Genomic DNA, 21,434 nt, shown 5'->3' with positions numbered 1-21,434 from the left:
CCTGGGCGCCGGCAGCGGCCGCCGCCTCGGGGGTGCAGGCGGCGCCGGCCAAGGCGGCGCCAAAAGACGTGCCGTGGCGCTATGCGGTCGACCGCATCGTCGTCAGGCAGGCCCGGCTGGGGTTTGAAGATGCGCTGGCGCCATCGGGCCCGGGCAAGCTTGCACTCGGCCCGCTCGATGCCGAGGTCAAGGGCTTCGCCGGCACCGACGGCGACAAGCCGGCCAGGATCGAGGCCACGCTGACCGTGGCCGATGGCCAGACCCTGCACCATGCCGGCGACCTGCTGCTGCGCGACGGCTCGATGGCCGGCACGCTGGAAACCACCGGCCTGCGGCCGCAGGGGTTTGCCGCATGGTGGCCGCGCGAGCTGCGCAGCCAGTTCGGCACTACCGCGGTCAATGCCGAACTGAACTACCGCATGTCGTGGGGCACGCCGCAGTTCCAGTTCGTGCTGGAAAAATCGCGGCTGGAACTGGCGCCGCTCTACGTGGCCACGCGCGATCCGGTGACGATGCCGGTTCCGGCCGCCGCACGCGATGCCGATGCCAGTGCAAGACCCGCCGGCAACGACAATGCCGCCCCGCGCAGCGCACGCCGCGCGCGTGAGCGCGCCGCCGACCGCGAGGGCGCCAACCTGCCGCTGCTGCAGGCTGAAAAACTGGTGCTGGACGATATCCAGTTCGACCTGGCCAAGCAGACCTTCGCCACCAGCCAGGTCACCCTGGCCAGGCCGCAGCTCGCTGCCACGCGCGACCACAGCGGCGAGCTGATCGAGACGGCGCGCCTGTGGGCTACCGAATCGGCGCAGCAGGTGCGCGCCACGCCGCGCCGGAATGGAGCAGCCGCACCCGCCACCAACGGCAAGCCAGCGGGTGGCGGCTGGAAGGCAGACATCGGCAAGGTCACGGTGGAAGGCGGCAGCGCCCGCCTGGCCGACTACCAGCCGGCCGGGGCCAACCGCGGCCGCCCGGTGATCCACCAGTTCCGCAATATCGCGCTGAGCACCGGCTCGGTCGCCTGGCCGCTGACGCCGGCGGCGGTGCCGCTCAAGCTGCATGCCGAATCCGGTCGCCGCGGCGTGATCGGCGTGGATGGCACGGTGTTGCCGACCGTCCCCGCCAGCCGGCTGCAGCTGGACCTGCGCGAGGTCGAGGTGAGCCCGCTCCAGCCCTACCTGGCTGACCGCTTCAACGCCGCCCTGCGCACCGGCACGCTGACGGCAAGGGGCAAGCTCAATGTCGATGCGCCAACCGGCAAGCCCATCGCCGCGCAGTTCAGCGGCAACGTGCAAACCGGCAACGTGCGCACGGTGGACCGCGTCAGCGGCGAAGACTTCCTGCGCTGGCGTTCGCTGGCGGTATCGGGCATCGACTTCGCCATGGACGAGAGCAAGGGCCCGATGCGCGTGAGCCTGGGCAATGTCGCGCTGTCTGACTTCTATGCCCGCGTGATCCTGAACGCCAACGGCCGCCTGAACCTGCAGGACGTGATGGCCGGCGGCGCCGAGAAGGGCGAGGCGGCGCCATCGACCAGCCTGACGCAGGCCAACCCGGCCTCGGCACCGGCAACGCCGCCGGTGCAGACCGGTGATACGCGTACGGCCCAGGTCGAGCAGAAGCCGGGCGGCCCCAAGCCGCAGGTGCGCATCGGCGGGGTCTCGGTCGAGAAGGGCAATATCAATTTCTCGGACTTCTTCGTCAAGCCCAACTACACGGCCAACCTGACCGGCATGAAGGGCAAGGTGTCCAAGGTGTCGTCGGGCGACCCCACGCCGGCCGACCTGGTGCTGGATGGCCGCATCGACGACGATGCGCCGGTCAATATCAGCGGCAAGCTCAATCCGCTGGGTGAGCAGCTGTTCCTGGACATTGCCGCCAAGGCCTCGGGCGTGGAACTGACGCGGCTCACGCCGTATGCGGCCAAGTACGCCGGCTACCCGATCACCAAGGGCAAGCTGACGGTGGACGTGGCCTACAAGATCGAGAACGGCAAGCTCGATGCGAGCAACCACCTGTTCCTGGACCAGCTCACCTTCGGCGAGCGCGTCGACAGCCCGGATGCGACCAAGCTGCCGGTGCTGCTGGCGGTGTCGCTGCTGAAGGACCGCAACGGCGTGATCGACGTGAACCTGCCGGTGTCGGGCTCGTTGTCGGATCCGGAGTTCAGCATCGGCGGCGTGATCGTGCGCGTGATCGTCAACCTGCTGACCAAGGCGATCACGTCGCCGTTCTCGCTGATCGCCTCGGCCTTTGGCGGCGGCGGGGGCGAGGAGCTGGGCTATGTCGAGTTCGCGCCCGGCACCGCGGCGCTGACGCCGGCGGCCAGGGACAAGATCACCAAGCTGGGCCAGGCGCTCAATGACAGGCCCGCGCTGCGGCTGGAAATCAGCGGCCGCATCGACCCGGCCACCGACGAGGCCGGCGCGCGCCGCGCGTGGCTGGATGCGCGCGTGGCCGAGCAGAAGCGGCGCGACCAGCGCGACAGCGCACAGGTGGGCGGCGAGGCCGACAACGACGAAGCCGGCGAGCAGGGCGCCGAGATCAAGGTCTCGAAACAGGAGTACCCGAAGTACCTGGAGCAGGTCTACAAGCGCACATCGATGAAGAAGCCGCGCAACTTCGTCGGCTTCACCAAATCCCTGCCGCCCGAGGAAATGGAAAAGCTGCTGATGGCCAACGCCACGGTCACCGAGGCCGACCTGAAGCGCCTGGCCGAGCAACGCGCACTGGTGGTCAAGCAGTCGCTCGAACGCGAGGGCAAGGTGCCGGAGAGCCGGCTGTTCCTGACCGCGCCCAAGCTCAGCGCCGAGGGCATCAAGGACAAGGGCGCGCCCAACCGCGTGGACTTCTCCATTCGCGGCTAGCCGGGGCGGCAGCGCCGCACGGTGCGGCGCCGCCACAGGCCCGGCCCGGAAAACCGGTATGATTCGGCCCGGACAATCCGTTCCATAGCCGATTCAGGAGTGTGTTTTGCAGCAGGATCAATTGGAAGCCGCCGTCGCCTACAAGACCTGGGTGTGCGTGATCTGCGGCTGGGTCTACGACGAAGAACAGGGCTGGCCGGAAGACGGCATCGCCCCCGGCACGCGCTGGGAAGACATCCCCGAGGACTGGCGCTGCCCGGAATGCGACGTCGGCAAGGCCGAATTCGCCATGATCGAGCTGTAACGCCGCACGCACTTTCCTGTCCGGCCGACCCATGCGGGCTCAGCCCCGGGCTTGCGCCAGCATGGCGGCAAGCAGCACATTGGCGCCCGCCTCGAGATGCTCGGGCCTGGCGTCCTCGATCTCGTTATGGCTGATGCCGTCCTTGCACGGCACGAAGATCATTGCCGCCGGCGCTACCCTGGCCAGGTAGACCGCGTCGTGGCCAGCGCCGGTGACGATGTCGCAATGCGTGTAGCCACGCGCCGCGGCCGCGTGCCGGACATGGGCCACAAGCTCGGGCGCGAAGGGCGTCGGCTCGAAGCGCTGGATCGCTTCGACTTCCACCGCCAGCGCGGCACCTGTAGTGCTGCCGCTGGCCAGCGCCGCGCACGCTGCGCGCAGCCTTGCTTCCATCCGGTCGAGCTGGCCGCCATCGAGATGGCGAAGGTCGACGCTGAACTGTACCCGCCCCGGAATGACGTTGCGTGAAGACGGGTGGACATTGACCACCCCGACCGTCCCCCGGCCATCGGGGGCAAAGTCGTCCGCGATCTTCGCCACTTCCTGGAACAGGAACGAAGCGCCATGCAGGGCGTCCCGGCGCAGCGGCATGGGGGTGGGGCCGGCATGCGCCTCCATGCCCGTCACCGTGACGTCATACCAGCGCAGGCCAAGCGACCCCGTCACCACGCCGATGACCTTGTCCTCGGCCTCGAGGATCGGGCCTTGCTCGATATGCGCCTCGAAGTACGCGCCAACCTTGTGGCCGACCGGCGCGGTGCCCGCATAGCCGATCGCCGCGAGTTCGCCGGCAACGGACTTGCCGGCGTTGTCGGTTGCCGTCAAAGCGGTGGCTTCGGGGAAAACGCCGGCGAACACGCCCGATCCCATCATCACCGGCACGAAGCGCGCGCCTTCCTCATTGGTCCAGATCGCCAGTTCCAGCGGCGCCTCGGTGGTCACGCCGTGCTGGTTGAGCGTGCGCATGACTTCCAGCCCGGCCATCACGCCATAGCATCCGTCGAACTTGCCGCCGGTGGGCTGGGTGTCGATATGGCTGCCGGTCATGACCGGGGCAAGCGCGTCGTTGCGGCCCGCCCGGCGCCCGAAGATATTGCCCACGCGGTCGATGCGCACCGCCAGGCCGGCGTCGCGCATCCAGCCGGTGACGAGGTCGCGCGCCTGCCCGTCCAGCGCGGTCAGGGCCAGACGCGCATTGCCGCCCCTGGGCGTGGCGCCGATCCGCGCCAGGTCCATCAGCGCTTGCGACAGGCGTTCGCCATTGATCGTGATTGCGTTCATACGCCCGTCCCTGACTGTTGGATGCCGCCGAAGAAGGCCGTTGCATTGGCGGCGAGCGAATCGAGGTGGTAGCCGCCTTCCTGCACGACCAGCGTGGGCAGGCCCAGTGCGGCAACGGCGCGGCCGAGGCGGCCGAAGCCTGCGGTGGACACGTCCACCAGCGACTGCGGATCCTCGCGGTAGATGTCGAAGCCGAGCGACAGCACCAGCGCGTCTGCCTGGAAGCGTTCGATGGCGCCGCGTGCGGTGTCCAGCTTGTCGAAGAAGACGGACTCGGGCGAACGGTGCGGCATCGGCAGGTTGAGGTTGTGGCCGGTGCCGGCGCCGCGGCCGTGCTCATCGTCGAAGCCCGCGACCACCGGGTAGAAGTTGGTCGGGTCGCCGTGGATCGACACGTAGAGCACATCGGCCCGGTCGTAGAAGATCTCCTGGATGCCCTGGCCGTGGTGCATGTCGGTATCGAGGATGGCCACGCGGCCAAGGCGCGCGCGCAGGGCCTGGGCGGCGATCGCGGCATTGTTCAGGTAGCAGAAGCCGCCCGCCGCGTCGCGCCGGGCATGATGGCCAGGCGGCCGGCACAAGGCGTAGGCGCGGCGTGCGCCGTCCAGCAGCGCCCGGGCCCCGGCCACCGCGCTCTGCGCCGACCAGTAGGCCGAGCGCCAGGTGTTCAGGCCCACCGGGCAGCTGCCATCGGCGAGATAGCGCGCGGCCTGCGCCAGCACGCCGCGCAGGGCGTTGGGCTCGCGCACGAAGATATTGGACATGACCTCGTCGCCCCAGTCCTCCGGCAGCTCGCGCCAGCTGGCATGGGCGTCCTGCAGGAACTGCAGGTAAGGCTGGTCGTGCACCGCGGCAAGCGGCGCGAGGCCGTGGTCGGCGGGGGCGTGGAGCGCGAAGCCAAGCGCCTCTGCCGCCTGGACCAGCCGCTGCGCCCGCGCAGGCAGCTCCTGCGGCGAGCGCATCCTGCCGCGCGAGTAGTAGCTCTGCGGATGGTGCAGCAATTGCTCGGGATGGAAAAACGTCAGCATGGGGTTTGCAATGTCCGTGGAAAGGCGTCAGGCCTGCGCGGCTTGCGCGGCCGGTTGTGGTTGCTGGCGCTGGCGTGCATCGATGCTGGCGATGCACAGCAGCGACACGCCGGCCAGCAAGGTGTAGAACACCGCCAGCGGCCACCATTGGCCCTGGAAGCGCTGCGCGAGGACGGTCCCCACCAGCGGTGTCAGCCCGCCCGCCACCGCGCCGCAGACCTGGTAGGACAACGAGATCGCCGAGTAGCGCACGCGCGTTTCGAAGACACCGCTGACAAAGCCCGCGATCACCGAATAGAAGCTCGCCATGCACACCACCGCCAGCGCGATGCCGAGCACGATGGCCGGCGCCTGGCGCGTCTGCACCAGCAGGAACATCGGATAGGGTGAAGCCATCGCCAGCAGCGCGGCCAGCTTGAGGAAGCGCGCGCCGCCAAGCTTCTCTGCCAGCCAGGCGGCCAGCGGCTGCGCCAGGAACTGGATGATGGCGACGGCGAACAGGCAGTCGAGGATCAGCGTCCTGGGCAGCGACAGGTATTGCGTGGTGTAGGCAATCATGAAGGTGTTGGTGAAGTACACCCCCGCAATGCCGATGGTATTGGCGCCGATGCACAGCAGCACCGGCACGCGGGCCGTGCGCCAGACCTCGGCAAGCGGCAGCCTGGCGGTCTTGCGCTGCGCCTGCACCTGCGCGAACTCGGGCGATTCATTCACGCCCAGCCGGATCGCCACGCCCACCAGCAGCAGCGCCGCGCTGGCCAGGAATGGCAGGCGCCAGCCCCAGTCCATGAACACCTCGTGCTCCATCGACGTGACCGCGCGGAAAGCCAGCAGCGACAGGATCAGGCCGGCCGGGCTGCCGAGCTGCGCGAACGAGGCGAAGAAGGTGCGGCGGCCCTTGGGGGCATGCTCGCCCGCCATCAGCACCGCGCCGCCCCATTCGCCGCCCACGGCGATGCCCTGCACCACGCGCAGCAGGACCAGCAGCACCGGCGCGATCGCGCCCGCGGTGGCGTAGGTCGGCAGCAGGCCGATGCCGATGGTGGCCACGCCCATCATCATGAGCGTGATCATCAGCGCCTGCTTGCGGCCGATGCGGTCGCCCCAGTGGCCGAACACGATGCCGCCGAGCGGACGGGCAAAGAAGCCGACCGCGAAGGTGCCGAATGACGCCAGCGTGCTCAGGAAGGGATCGCCGCCGGGAAAGAACAACGGGCCGAACACCAGCGCGGCGGCGGTGGCGTAGATGTAGAAGTCGTACCACTCGATCATGGTGCCGACAAAGGCGGCGGTGGCGGCGCGCACGGGCTGGCGCGTGCCGGAAGGGGACACTTGCATGGACTGGCTCCTCACTATGTTTGTGCCGCTGCATCAGGGGCAGCTGTGGGAGGAGTTATCGCGCGTTGACAAATATCAGTCAAATTTCTAATATTTATTTTTCATATAACTTCAATTTATACGTGGCGTGATGGAGCGTTCTGCCCTGGACCGGGCCCTGCTGACCGACCGGCTCGACTGGAACCTGCTGCGCACCTTCCTGACCATCGTCCACGAGCGCAGCCTGAGCCGCGCCGCGGTGCGGCTGCATATCACCCAGCCGGCGGTGAGCCTGGCCTTGCGCCGGCTCGAAGAGCATCTGGGACACACGCTGATCGAGCGGCGCGGCAGCAATTTCCGCCTGACCCGGGCCGGCGAAGAAGTGCTGCGCATCGCCACCGACGTCTATGGCAGCGTGGCGCGGCTGGGGGCTGAACTGGCGGAGCAGCAGGACGAAGTCAGCGGCCTGCTGCGGCTGCTGACCGTGAGCCGTATCCATTCAGGCGTCTATGACGAATGCCTGGCCGCGTTCCATCGGCAGCATCCGCGCGTCACGCTGCAGGTGGACGTGATGCGCAGCACCGAGATTGCGGACGCGCTCGCGCAGAAGGCTGGCGGCGTGGGCCTGAGCCTGTACCGGCAGCCGGGCCGGCAGTCGGGCGACGGGCTTGAGCACATGCTGTTCCTGCGCCAGCGCTATGCCATCTTCTGCGGGCGCCATCACCGGCTGTTCGGGCGCACCGGGCTGGCCATTGCCGACCTGCTGGCCGAGCACTTCGTCTCGTTCAGCAGCGACCAGCTTGGCGACGTGCTGGCGCCATTGGCCGTATTCCGCGACCAGCACGGCTTTTCCGGCCAGATCGTCGCGACCTCGCCCAGCCTCGATGAAATCCGGCGGCTGGTGTTCGCGGGCTATGGCATTGGCTGCCTGCCCGAACATATCGTTGCCGACGATGTCGCCCAGCAACGGTTGTGGCGCCTGCCGCCCGAAGAGGGCGTGGCCGATATCGACATGTACCTGCTGTGGAATCCGGAGCGGCGCCAGACGCCGGCCGAGGCCGCGTTCATCGAGCACTTCCGCCACTACGTGGCGCGCTATTCGCTGATGGAGCGGCTGGGGGAGTCAGTGAACGCGCCGCTGGCGGCGTTGCGCGCGCCGACGGCATGATGGACTACTGCCCGGTTCGCGTACCGGGCAATGGTGCAGAAGAACGCTTGTTGGGGCCTAGCCGTGCCGTCGCAGCGTATGCCGGCACAGCCCGGCGCGTTGCCGTTGTGCAGCGCAACGCCGGTAGCGCATCCGGTACGGATGGCTGCAGCGCCAGATGGCCCGCAAGACGGTAATGAACAGCAGCGCCGCCATGACGGCAGCAAGCAGGCCGATCGACATAACGGCCCTCCTCCCCAAAAACCGTCTGTCCGACCTCTGGGGTCAGATCAGCAGCGGTAATGCCTCTAGCACCAACACGGCAACCAGTGCGCCGATCAGGGCGCCCATGGTCCGGCAACTGATGCGCAGGTACTTGGCAGTCACCGGGATCGAACCCATGGCGATCACGCCTACCAGCGCCATCGGAATCAGGAATACAAGATCATGCGCGGTGAAGTGCATGGCGGTCTCCTGTCTCTCTTTTGTGATTCCAGTATAGGCAGTGTGTGCCCGATGCATGGCTGCGTGCATCGGGATTGTCCCGAACCCGGGAGATGCGGATGCCACCCAGGTACCGATGCGCGCACTTAGGACGGTTCAGGCGTTGCGCTGCGTACGCATGCCCCACGTTTTTCGCCATGCGAACCCCCGAAGCGGGAAACACGTGTCCTATGCTGATCAGAGACGCGGGGCCCCGTTCCCATTCAAGTCCAATGCCCCGCGGACCGAGAGAGACGGAGGTGGCTATGGAACTTCACATGCAATCGCACCACTACGTGCGGCGGCAGCCGGACTGGACCGCGGCAGCGGTCTCGGGGCTGGCGGCCGGGGCGTTGCTGCTGGTGCTGGAGCTGTTCTGGTCGTCGATGGTGTCGGGCGTGAACCCGTGGATCGCCACGCGCATGATCGCCGGGATCCTGATGGGCCAGGACGTGCTGCAGAGCGCAACGTTTACCGTCGGCACGGTGGCCGCGGCGCTGGTGATCCATTTCGTGCTGGGCGCCGTGCTGGGCATGATCCTGGCGGCCATCATCGCGCCATTCACGCTGGATTCGAGCCTGGGCATGGCAATGCTGGCGGGCGCCGTGTTTGGCATGGTAGTGTACTTCTTCAATTTCTATGTGATGACGTTGGCCTTCCACTGGTTTGTCGAGGTGCGCGGGTGGCATACCTTCATCGGGCATCTGATCTTTGGGATGGCCGCGGCGGCATGCTACTGGAAGCTGGAGAGCAAGGACGTATCGCACTGACAGCGCTTCGGGGCAGGGCGCGGCGAGCGCCGGCTCATGGCGGTTGCGTTGCGCGCGCCAGCTTTTGGGCGGGTACGCGCGCAAGACCTGCGGCGGCCGGAACCAGGGGTTCCCGCCGCCGCTTTTTCTCGCGCTGCGCGCTTGTGCAGTGCGACACCAATGCATTGGCATGTCGCCTTGCAGTGACCTGACGGCATGCACTAGTCTTATGTCTACCTGCGTGACTTGCGCATCCCTCGCCGCGCGCGAGGAGGAGGGTGGATATGGCGTTGGCCATCGCACTCGTAGTCATGGTCGTCGGTTCGGTGCTCTTCCATTTCATGAGCCCGTGGTGGGCGACCCCGCTGGCGTCCAACTGGCAGCAGATGGACGACACGCTGACCATTACCCTGGTCATCACCGGCATTTTCTTCATCGGCATCAACCTGTTTGTCGGCTACATCGTCTGGCGCTTCCGGCATGAGGCGCCGCATCCCAATGGCGGCACCGGCCACCGCGCGTCCTACCACCCGGAGAACAGCAAGCTCGAACTGTGGCTGATCGGCGGCACCACGCTGGGCGTGGTGCTGCTGCTGGCGCCGGGCCTGTTCGTCTACGCCGACTACGTGCGCCCGCCGCGCGAAGCGATGGTGATGGAAGTGGTGGGGCAGCAGTGGTCCTGGGCCTTCCGCTTTCCCGGCAAGAGCGGCCAGCTGGGTGCTTCCGATGCGCGCTTTGTCACCGGTGCGAATCCGCTCGGGCTGGACCCCGACGATCCGCGTGGCCTGGACAATATCGTGATCGTCGGACCGGAGGTGCACCTGCCGCTGAACAAGCCGGTCAAAGTGCTGTTGCGCTCCAAGGACGTGCTGCATGACTTCTACGTGCCGCCGTTCCGCGCGCGCATGAACATGGTGCCGGGCATGGTGACGTCGTTCTGGTTCACGCCGACGCAGGCGGGGCGCTTCGATATCCTGTGCGCGCAGCTGTGCGGCGTGGGGCACTACAACATGCGCGGCACGGTGGTGGTGGAAGAACCGGCTGCGTACGAGGCATGGCTGGCCAGGCAGCAGACCTTTGCCATGACGCTGGCGAAGGCCGCGGCACCGCCGGCGGCAATGGCCGCTGCCGCACCCGGCGCCGCGGGCGACGCCGGCACCGTCGAGAAGGGACGCGCGCTGGCGCAGAGCAAGGGCTGCGTCGGCTGCCACAGCATCGACGGCAATCCGGGCGTGGGGCCGACCTGGAAGGGCCTGTACGGCAAGACCGAGACCTTTGTCGACGGCAGCAGCGCCAAGGTGGACGATGCCTTCCTGCACAAGGAGATCACCGACCCCAATGCGCGGCTGGTCAAGGGCTTCGGCCCGGTGATGCCGAAGTTGCCGATGAGCGAGGATGAGGTCGCGGCACTGACCGCCTATATCAAGTCGGCCGGCAGCGGCGCGGCGGAAGCCGGCACGGTGGCGCCGGTGGCGCCCGCGGACGTGCCCGCCGGCCCGGCTGCCGCGACCAGCGCCGCCACCACGGCAACCGCTGGCTCTGGGGCGCCCGCTGCCACGCCCGGGGCCGCGTCCGGCACCTATACGACTTCGACGGCCGTGGCCGTGCCGCCCTCGGCGGCACCCGCGCCCGCCAGGAAGTGAGGAGACCCGCATGGCTTACGCCGACGATGCCGCCCATCACGCGCCGCAGAGCTTCTGGACCCGCTATGTCTGGAGCCAGGACCACAAGGTGATCGCCGTGCAGTACACCATCGTGGCGATCGTGGTGGGCCTGGTGGGCGTGGCGCTGTCCAACCTGATGCGCATGCAGCTTGGCTTCCCGGGGCGCTTCGAGTTCATCGACGCCAACCGCTACTACCAGTTCGTCACCATGCACGGCATGATCATGGTGATCTACCTGCTGACGGCGCTGTTCCTGGGCGGCTTCGGCAACTACCTGATCCCGCTGATGGTGGGGGCGCGCGACATGGTGTTCCCCTTCCTCAACATGCTCAGCTTCTGGGTCTACCTGCTGTCGGTGATCGTGCTGCTGGCCAGCTTCTTCGTGCCCGGAGGGCCCACCGGCGCGGGCTGGACGCTATACCCGCCGCAGGCCATCCTGCCCGGCACCCCAGGCCATGACTGGGGCATCATCCTGATGCTGGTGTCGCTGGCGATCTTTATCGTCGCGGCCACCATGGGCGGCCTCAACTACGTCACCACCGTGCTGCAGGCGCGCACGGAAGGAATGACGCTGCTGCGCATGCCGCTGTCGGTATGGGGCATCTTCATGGCCACCATCCTGGCGCTGCTGGCGTTCCCGGCGCTGTTCGTGTCGGCGGTGATGATGCTGCTGGACAAGACCCTCGGCACCAGCTTCTTCATGCCGGCGATGGTGTCGATGGGGCAGCAGCTGCAGTACAAGGGCGGCAGCCCCCTGCTGTTCCAGCACCTGTTCTGGTTCTTCGGCCACCCCGAGGTGTATATCGTCGCGCTGCCGGCCTTCGGCATCGTCTCGGACCTGGTCAGCGTGCATTCGCGCAAGAGCATCTTCGGCTACCGCACCATGGTGTGGGCAATCCTGGCGATCGGGGTGCTATCGGTGGTGGTGTGGGCCCACCACATGTTCGTCAGCGGCATGAACCCGTACTTCGGCTTCTTCTTTGCCACCACCACGCTGATCATCGCCATCCCCACCGCGATCAAGGTCTACAACTGGGTCATCACGCTATGGCGCGGCGATATCCATTTCACCGTGCCGATGCTGTTCGCGATCGCCTTCATCAGCACCTTCGTCATCGGCGGCCTGACCGGGCTGTTCCTGGGCAATGTCAGCGTGGATATCCCGCTGTCCAACACCTACTTCGTGGTGGCGCACTTCCATATGGTGATGGGCGTGTCGCCGATCCTGGTGGTGTTCGGCGGCCTCTACCACTGGTACCCGAAGGTCACTGGCCGGATGCTGGACGACAGCATGGGCCGGATCCATTTCTGGGTCACCTTCGTCGGCACCTACGCCATCTTCTTCCCGATGCACTACCTGGGCGTGCTGGGCATGCCGCGCCGCTACTACGCCTACGAGAACTACGCCTTTATCCCGGAGTCGGCGCATGTGATGAACATGTACATCTCGGTGGCCGCCTTCATCGTCGCCACGGCGCAGCTGCTCTTTGTCTTCAACCTGGTGTGGAGCCTGTGGCATGGCCGCAAGGCCGACGCCAACCCGTGGCGCGCGGCCTCGCTGGAATGGCAGACGCCGCAGACGCCGCCCGCGCACGGCAACTGGGGGCCGCACCTGCCGGTGGTGTACCGCTGGGCCTATGCCTACAGCGTGCCGGGCGCGCGCGAGGACTTTATCGCGCAGAACGCGCCGCCGGAAGAGGGCGGGGCCGAGCCTGAACCGCATGCCAGCCGCGGAGCCGTCGCATGAACGCCGAAGCCCTGTACAAGGTCAGCCGCGACGATTTCGGCGGCAGCCCGTCCGACGAGAATGCCGCCAACCACCGGCCGCAAGGGCGCGCCCCCGCGAGCATCGGCCTGTGGGTGTTCATGGGCGTGGTGACCTCGCTGTTTGCGCTGTTCCTGACCGCCTATGCGCTGCGCATGGACAGCCCGGACTGGCACCGCATCGGGCTGCCCTGGCAGGTGTGGCTGTCCACCGCGCTGCTGGGCGCCGGCAGCGTGGCGATGGCGGTGTCGTCGCGCGCCGCGGGCCGGGGCGAGATGGCCGTGGCCAGGCAGGCGCTGCGCCTGGGCGGTCTGGGCGCGGCCGGCTTCGTCGCCTCGCAGCTGTGGGCCTGGCAGGCACTGGGCGCGATGCAGGTGATGCCTGCCGGCAACCCGGCCGGCAGCTTCTTCTACCTGCTGACAGCGATGCACGGCCTGCACGTGCTGGGCGGCCTGGCCGGCTGGGGCTTTGCCATGTCGTCGCGCGGCAGCGGCGAGGCCGCGGTGCTGCGCATGCGGCTGTGCGCGCGCTACTGGCATTTCCTGCTGGCGGTATGGGTGGTGCTGCTGGCGGCGCTGGGGTGGCTTACGCCCGAACTGGTGCGCTATATCTGCGGCACGGCCTAGCGGCGGCGGCAGCAAGGAGGACCGGCATGTCAACGCAACTGTCTTCACCATCGAGCCCACCCGGCGTGGCGCCCGCGCCCCCGGTGGGCGGCGTGCGCGGCCTGCTGGCCGACTGGTCGTCGGACCAGCAGGCCTTCAAGGTGTCGTGGGGCAAGGCCATGATGTGGATCTTCCTGCTGTCCGACACCTTCGTCTTCAGCTGCTTCCTGACCGGCTACATGACCGTGCGCATGTCGACCACGGTGCCGTGGCCCAACCCCAGCGAGGTGTTCGCGCTGCACGTGGGTGGCGCCGACATTCCGTTGCTGCTGATCGCCATCATGACCTTCGTGCTGATCACCAGCAGCGGCACCATGGCGATGGCGGTCAACTTTGCCTACCGGCGCGCGCGCCGCGAGTGCGCGCTGCTGATGTTCGTCACCGCGCTGTTCGGCGTCATGTTCGTCGGCATGCAGGCCTTCGAATGGACCAAGCTGATCGTGGACGAGGGCGTGCGCCCGTGGACCAACCCGATGGGGGCGGCGCAGTTCGGCTCGACCTTCTTCATGATCACGGGCTTCCACGGGCTGCATGTGTCGTGCGGCGTGGTGTACCTGCTGATCGTGGCCACGCGCGTGCTGCGCGGACGCTACGAGGCCACCGGCAACTACCAGATCGTGGAGATCGCGGGCCTGTACTGGCACTTCGTCGACCTGGTCTGGGTGTTTATCTTTGCGTTGTTCTATCTCTGGTGACGGCCATGGCATCGAATCCGGCAACTCCCGCAACCCCGGTGACGCCAGCGCATGGCTCCGGCAACGATGCCGGGCATGCCGCGCACTCCGGCCAGCAGCATCCTATCGGGCTGTACCTGAAGATCTGGCTGCTGCTGTTCGTTCTGTCGACGCTGTCGTACCTGGTCGACTATTTCCATGTCACCGGCTACCTGCGCTGGACGCTGATCCTGGTGTTCATGGGGCTGAAGGCGGGGCTGATCGTGGCAGTGTTCATGCACATGGCATGGGAGCGCATGGCGCTGATCTGCGCCATCCTGGTACCGCCGCTGTGCCTGCTGGTGCTGGTCTGGCTGATGGCGGAAGAAGCGAATCATACGTTCCTGACGCGCGGTATCTTCTTCCGCTGACGGGGAGGCGCCGCCGGCCCCGGGGAGGGAGCCGGCGGCAAGCCGCCTTGCACCGCGCCCGGGCGCTCAGGCCTGGGTGATGAACTTGGTTACCAGGTAGCCATCGAAGGTCTCCTGGCCGCCTTCGCTGCCGATGCCCGAATCCTTGATGCCCCCGAACGGGGTCTCGGCCAGCGCCATGCCGAAGTGGTTGATGTTGACCATGCCGGCTTCCAGGCCGTTGGATACTTCGGTCGCGGTCTTCAGCGAGTTGGTGAACACATACGAGGCCAGGCCAAAGGGCAGGCTGTTGGCGCGGCGCAGCACCTCGGCCGTGTCCTTGAAGCGCGTCACGGGCGCCACCGGGCCGAACGGCTCGTCGGTCATCAGACGCGAGTCGTCGGGCAGGTCGGTGACCACGGTGGGCGCGAAGAAATAGCCCTTGTCCCCCAGGCGCGAGCCGCCTGCCACCACCTTGCCGCCACGCTGGCTGGCATCGTCCAGGAACTGCTCCATTGACAGCACGCGGCGCTCATGCGCCAGCGGCCCCATCTGGGTGCCGTCCTCCAGGCCGTTGCCGACCTTGATCGAGCCGATCACCTCGGTAAAGCGCGCCAGGAAGCGGTCATAGGCTTTCTCCTGGACATAGAAGCGCGTCGGCGACACGCATACCTGGCCGGCATTGCGCAGCTTGAAGCGCGCCAGCATCTCGGCGGCGGGGTCGATGTCGGCGTCGTCGAACACCAGCACCGGCGAATGGCCGCCCAGCTCCATGGTCACGCGCTTCATATGCGCGCCGGCCAGCGCCGCCAGCTGCTTGCCCACCGGCACCGAGCCGGTGAATGAAATCTTGCGCACGATCGGCGATTCGATCAGGTAGGTCGAGACCTCGCTGGGCACGCCCCAGACGATGTTGAGCACGCCCGGGGGCAGGCCCGCATCATGGAACAGCTGCGCCAGCGCCACCACCGCGCTGGGCGAGTCTTCCGGCCCCTTCAGGATCAGCGTGCAGCCCGCGCCCAGCGCCGACACGATCTTGCGGATGGCCTGGTTGAACGGGAAGTTCCACGGCGTGAAGGCGGCGCACACGCCGATCGGCTCGCGCACCACGATCTGGCGCACATTGGGCTGGCGCGGCGGGATCACGCGGCCGTAGATGCGGCGGCATTCCTCGGCATGCCAGTCGGCGTGCTCGGCGCAGACCATCACTTCGCCGACGGCTTCGGCCAGCGGCTTGCCCTGGTCCAGCGTGATATTGCGGCCGATCTCCTTGGCGCGCTCGCGGGTGAGCTCGCCCACGCGGCGCAGGATCCTGGCGCGCTCCAGCGGCGAGGTCTTCTTCCAGGTTTCAAAGGCGCGCTGCGCGGCGGCCAGCGCGCGGTCCAGGTCGGCGCGGCTGGCGTGCGGCAGCTTGCCCAGCACTTCCTGCGTGGCCGGGTTGATGACATCCTGCTCGCGCCGGTCGCCTCCCTTGATGAATTCTCCGTCGATATAGAGGGCGAGATCCTGGTACATGCGTGTTCTCCTGGTGGGCGGTGAAACCGCAAGCTTAACCCGGCGGCCGCGTTCATGCAGCGCGCCGGGTGTGTTCCCAGGAGGAATGTGCGGGAATGTCCCCGCGGCCGGTTCAGCCGATGTCAGGCGGCATCGCGCGTGCGCGCCACCGGCACGACTTCAGCCCCGGTGCGGGTGGCTTCCACCACCAGGATCACGAGCAGCGTGATCAGCGTCAGGCCGAACACCGCATAGCCGATGCTGTCGCCCTCGATGGCGAACAGGCTGGGCGCGTAGGTCGGGCTGGTGCAGATCATGGTGCCCGCAGACATGCCGGTGTAGTGCATGCCGCAGACGGCAACGCCCATGACCACTGCAGCTGCCAGCTGCTTGCCGCGGGTCTTCACCGTGGTGGCCAGCCACAGCGCCACCACCGACACCACCACGGCGATCACCACCGACAGCCCGATGATGGCCAGGTCCCAGTCGAAGCGGGTGTTGGAGCGGATCGCGGCCATGCCGGTGTAGTGCATCGCCACCACGCCCAGCCCGGTCAGCACGCCGCCCTTGACCACGTTGTCGGTACGGCTGCCGCACGGGCGCGAGGCGATCGCCAGTCCGGCGCCGGCCAGCACCATCACGACCACCAGCGAAGCCAGCGTCATGAACAGTCCGAACTCGCGGTGCGTCGGGGTCTGGTAGGCCACCATGCCGATGAAATGCATCGACCAGACCGCGCCGCCGCCCAGCGCCACGCTGGCGCACAACAGCCGGTCCACGTCCAGGCGGCCGTCGGGCATGCGCACGCGCCGCGACCAGCGCAGGCCCACGTAGGCGCCGCAGACAGAGATCAGGAACGACAGGCCCACCATCGGCCAGTCATAGGCAAACGGCACCAGGGCGCCGGAAACAGGCTGGAAACCGACAAACATGACCCCACCTCCTCGTTTTGACTGCGACTGAAGGGCGCACGCGCATGCCGGGCATTGCTTCCGGCAGCCGGCCTGGGACGCGGTGGTCCCGTGCCGAGTATGCAGGGGGCCGCAACCGGAGGGGAATAACTCATTCAGGTAAAGAGCACGGCGCTGTGCCGGCCGTGTGTCCTTGTAGCTGCCTCCGGGCAGGAATAGACTGGGCGGATTTCCCCATGCGCGACGCCTCATGAAGCCAGACGCCAGACTGACCACCGGCCCGATCGGCCGCACCCTGCTGCTGTTCTCGCTGCCGGTGCTCGGCAGCAACATCCTGCAGTCGCTGAACGCCTCGATCAATTCGGTCTGGGTCGGCCGCTTCCTGGGCGAGGCCGCGCTGACGGCAACCTCCAACGCCAACATCATTCTGTTCTTCCTGCTGGGCGTGGTGTTCGGTATCAGCATGGCCAACACCATCATGATCGGACAGGCCGTGGGCGCGCGCGACCTGGACGAGGCGCGTCGCGTGGTCGGCACCAGCACCACCTTCTTTGTCGGGCTGTCGGTGCTGGCCTCGGCGCTGGGCTATTTCTATACGCCGGCCATCCTCGCGGCGATGCACACGCCGGAAGACGCCGCGCCGCTGGCGGTGAGCTACCTGCGCATCATCTTCCTGGCGCTGCCATTCATGTACTTCTACAACTTCGTGATGATGACGCTGCGCGGCGCGGGCGATTCGCGCACGCCGTTCTGGTTCATGCTGTTGTCGGTGGTGCTGGACGTGGCGCTCAACCCGGTGCTGATCTTCGGTATGGGCCCGGTCCCGCCGCTGGGTATCGCGGGCTCGGCGCTGGCCACGCTGATGGCACAGCTGGCGAGCCTGGCGGCGATGATGGTGCTGCTGTACCGGCGCCACCATTTCCTGCTGCTGCACCGTGGCCAGCTTGCACTGCTGCGGCCTGATCCGGCAATCCTGCGGGCGCTGGTGGTCAAGGGCTTGCCGATGGGCCTGCAGATGGTGGTGATCTCGTCGTCGGCGATCGTGATGATGGCGCTGGTCAATGCCTATGGCTCGCAGACCACCGCCGCCTACGGCGTGGCCTCGCAGCTGTGGACCTATGTGCAGATGCCCGCGCTGGCGGTAGGCGCGAGCGTGTCATCGATGGTGGCGCAGAACGTCGGCGCCGGACTGTGGCAGCGGGTGTCGCGCATCACGCGCGTGGGGCTGCTGATCAATGTGGTGATGACCGGTGCGCTGGTCGCGCTGATCTATCTGTTCAACCGGCATTCGCTGGGGCTGTTCCTGGGCACTGACGGCGTCGCCATCGGCATCGCGCAGCATATCAACGTGGTGGTGCTGTGGTCGTTCATCCTGTTTGGCTTCACCATCGTCATCTTCGGCACGGTGCGCGCCACCGGCGCGGTGATGGCGCCGCTGGTGATCCTGTTCCTGTCGATGTGGGTGATCCGGCTGCCGTTCGCGTGGTTGCTGGGACCGCGCATCGGCGCCGAGGCGATCTGGTGGAGCTTTCCGCTGGGCTCGGTGGTGTCGCTGGTGCTGGCGGCCGGCTACTACCGCTTCGGCAACTGGCGCCGCAGCCATATCCTGCCCACCGTGCCGCACCCGGCGCAAGCCGTGGGGCAGGCGCCCGATACCAGCATGGGAGCGCCCTGCGAAGACGCGGGCGAGGTCGTCGAGGAGACCGCCTCTGCAACGCCCGAGCCCGCAGTCGTGCGCTGAGCTGCAGCGGCCCGCGATCGTGCCGCCGGCTTTGAAAGCCATTCGAAAGATCGGTGTGTCATCGTGTCATCGCTGGCACTCCCTCCCAGCGCACGTGTCGCCTGCCTGGCCAGAGCAGGCGCGCATCCTTCCGGCCGCGCCTTGCCTTGATGCAAGTGCGCGTGCCGTCTTGTTCGCCTGACATTCCCGTCGACTTTTCTTCCGGATTCTTCATCGAAAAATACATCACGTTGTGATGTATTTTTTTCATGAATAGGCTGGATTTGCCCTTGTTTCCAAGGGGTATCGGTGAATACCCCTAAACCAAGACAAATGAAAGGCACCTGAAAGATCACGTCTCTAAGGTTCGGGTCAACCGTCGGGGAGCATGCGCGCCGCATGCCTTGCCGCTCGAGCCAGTGCGTCCCCGGCATGGCATTTCGTGAACTTTGAGGAGAATCGTTTTGCGCATACGCAGCCAAAAGGACTTTGCCTCCGGCCTGATGTTCGTTCTGGTCGGTCTGGGCTTTTCCTGGGTCGCTCGCGGCTATTCCATGGGAACGGCCGCGAAGATGGGACCCGGATATTTTCCATTCCTGCTGGGACTGGTGCTGGCAGTGCTGGGGGCGGTGGTGCTGCTGTCCTCGCTGTCGCCCAAGGGCGAGGAAGACCATCTGGCGCGCTGGGACCTGAAGACGCTGCTGTGGATCCTCGGTTCGGTGGTGCTGTTCGGCCTGCTGCTCAAGCCGCTGGGCATGGTGCTGTCGGTGTTCGTGCTGGTGATGGTGTCGTCGATGGCCAGCCATGAATTCAGCTGGAAGGGCGCGCTGCTCAACGCCGTGGTGCTGGTGCTGATCAGCCTTGGCGCATTCGTCTACGGCATCAACCTGCAGATGCCGGTGTGGCCGGCCTTTATCACCGGTTAAGGAGCGCCGACCATGGAATTGTTTGATCACCTTGCGCTGGGCTTTTCCACGGCCCTGTCGCTGCAGAACCTGGCCTACGCCTTCCTGGGCTGCGTGCTGGGTACCCTGATCGGCGTGCTGCCGGGCCTGGGGCCGCTGGCCACCATCGCCATGCTGCTGCCGATCACCTACACGCTGCCGCCGGTGGCCGCGCTGATCATGCTGGCCGGCATCTACTACGGCGCCCAGTACGGCGGTTCGACCACCGCCATCCTGGTCAACCTGCCTGGCGAATCGTCATCGGTGGTGACCACCATCGACGGCTACCAGATGGCAAGGCGAGGACGAGCGGGGGTGGCGCTGGCCACCGCCGGCCTGGGCTCGTTCTTTGCCGGCTGCGTGGCCACCCTGATCCTGGCAGCCTTTGCCACGCCGCTGTCTGAACTGGCGTTCAAGTTCGGCCCTGCCGAATACTTCTCGCTGATGGTGCTGGGCCTGATCGGCGCCGTGGTGCTGGCCTCGGGGTCGCTGCCCAAGGCGATCTCGATGATCGTGCTGGGGCTGTTGCTGGGCCTGATCGGCACCGACGTGAACTCGGGCGCGGCGCGCTTCTCATTCGATGTGCCGGAACTGACCGATGGCATCGACTTCGTGGCGCTGGCCATGGGCATGTTCGGCTTTGCCGAGATCATCGCCAACCTGGAGCAGAAGGAAGCGCGCGAGACCTTCACCAACCGCGTGACCAACCTGTTCCCGACCAGGGAAGACTTCAGGCGCATGATCCCGGCTGTGCTGCGCGGCACCGCGCTGGGCTCCGCGCTTGGCATCCTGCCCGGTGGTGGCGCGGCGCTGGCCTCGTTCGCGGCGTACTCGCTGGAGAAGAAGACCTCCAAGTACGCACATGAATTCGGCAAGGGCGCGATCGAAGGCGTGGCAGGTCCGGAGTCTGCCAACAACGCCGCGGCACAAACCTCGTTCATCCCGCTGCTGACGCTGGGCATTCCGCCCAACGCGGTGATGGCGCTGATGGTGGGTGCGATGACCATCCACAACATCCAGCCCGGCCCGCAGGTGATGACCAGCAACCCGGCGCTGTTCTGGGGCCTGATCGCCTCGATGTGGATCGGCAACCTGATGCTGATCATCCTGAACCTGCCGATGATCGGCATCTGGGTGAAGCTGCTGACCGTGCCGTACCGCTTCCTGTACCCGGCGATCCTGGTGTTCTGCGGCATTGGCGTGTACTCAGTCAACAACCAGACCTTCGACGTGTTCATGGCCGCCGGCTTTGGCATCATCGGCTACCTGTTCCTGAAGCTGCGCTGCGAACCCGCTCCGCTGCTGCTGGGCTTCGTGCTGGGGCCGATGATGGAAGAGAACTTCCGCCGCACGCTGCTGCTGTCGCGTGGTGACTTCACCGTGTTCGTGACCCGGCCGCTGTCGGTCGGACTGCTGATCGCAGCCGCTGCCCTGGTTGCAGTAGTGGCGCTGCCGTCGATCAAGGCCAAGCGCGAAGAAGCGTTCCAGGAAGAATAGCGCCACGCGCGCTCCCCGGAAGGGCGCCGGCCTGTTTGATGCCGGCCGGCGCACGCAACGCAAGCAAACGGGGTGCCTTCGCGCACCCCGTTTGCTTTCGCGGGCCGATCGCGTATCCGCCCGCCATCAAGACCAGAGAGCGCCCGACTGCGGCAGCAGTCATGGGCTGCGCATGATGATCAGGATTCCCGCACCATCGGGTGCGCCGACAGCGCCCATGAAACCGCCCATCTTTGACCGGCTTTTCTCACGCATCCATGTGCTCAAGCTTGTGCAGTCGAGCCCGTCCACGGTCCTGAGCCTGGTCGACCGGCTGCGCGAGCGCGGCATCGACAAGAATATCCGCTCGTTGCGGCCGATCCTGCGCAGCCTGATGATGGCGCGGGCCATTACTGCCGAGCTGGTTGAAGGCTGTGGCCGCGTCTATTGCATCACCGAGCAGGGGCGGGCGGAGCTGGAGGCTTATATGTCGCACCTGGCGGTGCTGAAGGCGGAGCTGGAGCCGGGGGCAGAAGAGTAGGGGCAGTCAGCTGCCACC

General features: G+C 66.9%; 20 protein-coding genes. 13 read left to right on the top strand and 7 right to left on the bottom strand.

All coding sequences use genetic code 11. The features are described from left to right. A partial coding sequence (locus tag AC3WRR_RS05290; protein ID WP_492296370.1) for a DUF748 domain-containing protein occupies positions 1 to 2,864 on the top strand: 2,864 nt, incomplete at its 5' end. 121 nt (positions 2,865 to 2,985) lie between these two features. Continuing rightward, positions 2,986 to 3,168 (top strand): rubredoxin, encoded by a 183-nt coding sequence (locus tag AC3WRR_RS05285; protein ID WP_010811065.1) that lies wholly within the window; start codon positions 2,986 to 2,988, stop codon positions 3,166 to 3,168. A gap of 39 nt (positions 3,169 to 3,207) precedes the next feature. On the opposite strand, the gene AC3WRR_RS05280 is transcribed toward AC3WRR_RS05285, so the two are convergent. From AC3WRR_RS05280 to AC3WRR_RS05270, 3 genes are read right to left on the bottom strand one after another with little or no spacing between them, the layout of a single operon-like run. After that, the gene (locus AC3WRR_RS05280; RefSeq protein WP_010811066.1) at positions 3,208 to 4,449 is read right to left on the bottom strand and encodes a Zn-dependent hydrolase; all 1,242 of its coding nucleotides are present in this window, start codon (positions 4,447 to 4,449) and stop codon (positions 3,208 to 3,210) included. Then, positions 4,446 to 5,477 carry a histone deacetylase family protein gene (locus AC3WRR_RS05275; RefSeq protein ID WP_010811067.1) on the bottom strand — a complete coding sequence of 344 codons (1,032 nt, stop codon included), beginning with the start codon at positions 5,475 to 5,477 and terminating at the stop codon, positions 4,446 to 4,448. The genes AC3WRR_RS05280 and AC3WRR_RS05275 overlap by 4 nt, the downstream gene beginning before the upstream one ends. Before the next feature lie 27 nt (positions 5,478 to 5,504). Next, positions 5,505 to 6,815, bottom strand: coding sequence for an MFS transporter (locus tag AC3WRR_RS05270; protein ID WP_010811068.1), 1,311 nt, complete (start codon positions 6,813 to 6,815; stop codon positions 5,505 to 5,507). Between the two features lie 130 nt (positions 6,816 to 6,945). Between AC3WRR_RS05270 and AC3WRR_RS05265 the strand changes: the two genes are divergently transcribed. Continuing rightward, positions 6,946 to 7,962 (top strand): LysR family transcriptional regulator, encoded by a 1,017-nt coding sequence (locus tag AC3WRR_RS05265; RefSeq protein ID WP_010811069.1) that lies wholly within the window; start codon positions 6,946 to 6,948, stop codon positions 7,960 to 7,962. A 57-nt stretch (positions 7,963 to 8,019) separates the two neighbouring features. Here the strand turns inward: AC3WRR_RS05265 and AC3WRR_RS05260 are convergent, their stop codons facing one another. Together AC3WRR_RS05260 and AC3WRR_RS05255 are read right to left on the bottom strand one after the other, a co-directional pair. After that, entirely contained in the window at positions 8,020 to 8,184 is a 165-nt protein-coding gene (locus AC3WRR_RS05260; RefSeq protein WP_010811070.1) for a hypothetical protein, read from the bottom strand. 42 nt (positions 8,185 to 8,226) lie between these two features. After that, the gene (locus tag AC3WRR_RS05255) at positions 8,227 to 8,406 is read right to left on the bottom strand and encodes a hypothetical protein (RefSeq protein WP_010811071.1); all 180 of its coding nucleotides are present in this window, start codon (positions 8,404 to 8,406) and stop codon (positions 8,227 to 8,229) included. Between the two features lie 284 nt (positions 8,407 to 8,690). Between AC3WRR_RS05255 and AC3WRR_RS05250 the strand changes: the two genes are divergently transcribed. From AC3WRR_RS05250 to AC3WRR_RS05225, 6 genes are all read left to right on the top strand, one after another. Next, on the top strand, positions 8,691 to 9,194 hold the full coding sequence (locus tag AC3WRR_RS05250) for a membrane protein (protein ID WP_011617622.1): 504 nt from the start codon (positions 8,691 to 8,693) through the stop codon (positions 9,192 to 9,194). Positions 9,195 to 9,457: 263 nt separating this feature from the next. After that, positions 9,458 to 10,816 carry a cytochrome c oxidase subunit II gene (locus tag AC3WRR_RS05245; protein WP_439669291.1) on the top strand — a complete coding sequence of 453 codons (1,359 nt, stop codon included), beginning with the start codon at positions 9,458 to 9,460 and terminating at the stop codon, positions 10,814 to 10,816. A gap of 10 nt (positions 10,817 to 10,826) precedes the next feature. Further along, the gene (ctaD, locus tag AC3WRR_RS05240) at positions 10,827 to 12,584 is read left to right on the top strand and encodes a cytochrome c oxidase subunit I (protein ID WP_010811074.1); all 1,758 of its coding nucleotides are present in this window, start codon (positions 10,827 to 10,829) and stop codon (positions 12,582 to 12,584) included. Next, positions 12,581 to 13,228, top strand: a complete 648-nt coding sequence (locus AC3WRR_RS05235; protein WP_011617620.1) for a cytochrome c oxidase subunit 3 family protein — start codon at positions 12,581 to 12,583, stop codon at positions 13,226 to 13,228. The genes ctaD and AC3WRR_RS05235 overlap by 4 nt, the downstream gene beginning before the upstream one ends. Positions 13,229 to 13,254: 26 nt before the next feature. After that, the gene (locus AC3WRR_RS05230) at positions 13,255 to 13,962 is read left to right on the top strand and encodes a heme-copper oxidase subunit III family protein (RefSeq protein WP_011617619.1); all 708 of its coding nucleotides are present in this window, start codon (positions 13,255 to 13,257) and stop codon (positions 13,960 to 13,962) included. A gap of 5 nt (positions 13,963 to 13,967) precedes the next feature. Continuing rightward, positions 13,968 to 14,351: a cytochrome C oxidase subunit IV family protein gene (locus AC3WRR_RS05225; RefSeq protein ID WP_010811077.1), complete on the top strand. Its 384-nt coding sequence runs from the start codon at positions 13,968 to 13,970 to the stop codon at positions 14,349 to 14,351. 66 nt (positions 14,352 to 14,417) lie between these two features. On the opposite strand, the gene AC3WRR_RS05220 is transcribed toward AC3WRR_RS05225, so the two are convergent. Together AC3WRR_RS05220 and AC3WRR_RS05215 are read right to left on the bottom strand one after the other, a co-directional pair. Continuing rightward, on the bottom strand, positions 14,418 to 15,845 hold the full coding sequence (locus tag AC3WRR_RS05220) for an NAD-dependent succinate-semialdehyde dehydrogenase (RefSeq protein WP_011617618.1): 1,428 nt from the start codon (positions 15,843 to 15,845) through the stop codon (positions 14,418 to 14,420). Positions 15,846 to 15,967: 122 nt separating this feature from the next. Then, positions 15,968 to 16,756 (bottom strand): MHYT domain-containing protein, encoded by a 789-nt coding sequence (locus AC3WRR_RS05215; protein ID WP_010811079.1) that lies wholly within the window; start codon positions 16,754 to 16,756, stop codon positions 15,968 to 15,970. 229 nt (positions 16,757 to 16,985) lie between these two features. Between AC3WRR_RS05215 and AC3WRR_RS05210 the strand changes: the two genes are divergently transcribed. The 4 genes from AC3WRR_RS05210 to AC3WRR_RS05195 all read left to right on the top strand — a co-directional run bounded on the left by AC3WRR_RS05210 (position 16,986) and on the right by AC3WRR_RS05195 (position 21,416). After that, on the top strand, positions 16,986 to 18,476 hold the full coding sequence (locus AC3WRR_RS05210) for an MATE family efflux transporter (protein ID WP_492296368.1): 1,491 nt from the start codon (positions 16,986 to 16,988) through the stop codon (positions 18,474 to 18,476). Positions 18,477 to 18,919: 443 nt separating this feature from the next. Further along, positions 18,920 to 19,381: a tripartite tricarboxylate transporter TctB family protein gene (locus AC3WRR_RS05205; RefSeq protein ID WP_010811081.1), complete on the top strand. Its 462-nt coding sequence runs from the start codon at positions 18,920 to 18,922 to the stop codon at positions 19,379 to 19,381. Positions 19,382 to 19,393: 12 nt separating this feature from the next. Beyond that, entirely contained in the window at positions 19,394 to 20,896 is a 1,503-nt protein-coding gene (locus tag AC3WRR_RS05200) for a tripartite tricarboxylate transporter permease (RefSeq protein ID WP_010811082.1), read from the top strand. 217 nt (positions 20,897 to 21,113) lie between these two features. Further along, on the top strand, positions 21,114 to 21,416 hold the full coding sequence (locus AC3WRR_RS05195; protein WP_010811083.1) for a helix-turn-helix transcriptional regulator: 303 nt from the start codon (positions 21,114 to 21,116) through the stop codon (positions 21,414 to 21,416). The last annotated feature ends 18 nt before the right edge of the window (positions 21,417 to 21,434 follow it).

This window comes from Cupriavidus sp. FW305-3-2-15-C-LB2, assembly GCF_058787575.1.
Note: the sequence above shows the minus strand (reverse complement) of the source record. Positions and strands in the feature narration are given on the sequence as shown.

Coding starts and splice junctions, on each gene's coding strand:
- AC3WRR_RS05265 (WP_010811069.1), top strand. CDS start 6,946: ATGGAGCGTTCTGCCCTGGACCGGGCCCTGCTGACCGACCGGCTCGAC.
- AC3WRR_RS05250 (WP_011617622.1), top strand. CDS start 8,691: ATGGAACTTCACATGCAATCGCACCACTACGTGCGGCGGCAGCCGGAC.
- AC3WRR_RS05200 (WP_010811082.1), top strand. CDS start 19,394: ATGGAATTGTTTGATCACCTTGCGCTGGGCTTTTCCACGGCCCTGTCG.
- AC3WRR_RS05195 (WP_010811083.1), top strand. CDS start 21,114: ATGAAACCGCCCATCTTTGACCGGCTTTTCTCACGCATCCATGTGCTC.
- AC3WRR_RS05210 (WP_492296368.1), top strand. CDS start 16,986: ATGAAGCCAGACGCCAGACTGACCACCGGCCCGATCGGCCGCACCCTG.
- AC3WRR_RS05230 (WP_011617619.1), top strand. CDS start 13,255: ATGTCAACGCAACTGTCTTCACCATCGAGCCCACCCGGCGTGGCGCCC.
- AC3WRR_RS05280 (WP_010811066.1), bottom strand. CDS start 4,449: ATGAACGCAATCACGATCAATGGCGAACGCCTGTCGCAAGCGCTGATG.
- AC3WRR_RS05255 (WP_010811071.1), bottom strand. CDS start 8,406: ATGCACTTCACCGCGCATGATCTTGTATTCCTGATTCCGATGGCGCTG.
- AC3WRR_RS05245 (WP_439669291.1), top strand. CDS start 9,458: ATGGCGTTGGCCATCGCACTCGTAGTCATGGTCGTCGGTTCGGTGCTC.
- AC3WRR_RS05235 (WP_011617620.1), top strand. CDS start 12,581: ATGAACGCCGAAGCCCTGTACAAGGTCAGCCGCGACGATTTCGGCGGC.
- AC3WRR_RS05225 (WP_010811077.1), top strand. CDS start 13,968: ATGGCATCGAATCCGGCAACTCCCGCAACCCCGGTGACGCCAGCGCAT.
- AC3WRR_RS05215 (WP_010811079.1), bottom strand. CDS start 16,756: ATGTTTGTCGGTTTCCAGCCTGTTTCCGGCGCCCTGGTGCCGTTTGCC.
- ctaD (WP_010811074.1), top strand. CDS start 10,827: ATGGCTTACGCCGACGATGCCGCCCATCACGCGCCGCAGAGCTTCTGG.
- AC3WRR_RS05220 (WP_011617618.1), bottom strand. CDS start 15,845: ATGTACCAGGATCTCGCCCTCTATATCGACGGAGAATTCATCAAGGGA.
- AC3WRR_RS05275 (WP_010811067.1), bottom strand. CDS start 5,477: ATGCTGACGTTTTTCCATCCCGAGCAATTGCTGCACCATCCGCAGAGC.
- AC3WRR_RS05260 (WP_010811070.1), bottom strand. CDS start 8,184: ATGTCGATCGGCCTGCTTGCTGCCGTCATGGCGGCGCTGCTGTTCATT.
- AC3WRR_RS05270 (WP_010811068.1), bottom strand. CDS start 6,815: ATGCAAGTGTCCCCTTCCGGCACGCGCCAGCCCGTGCGCGCCGCCACC.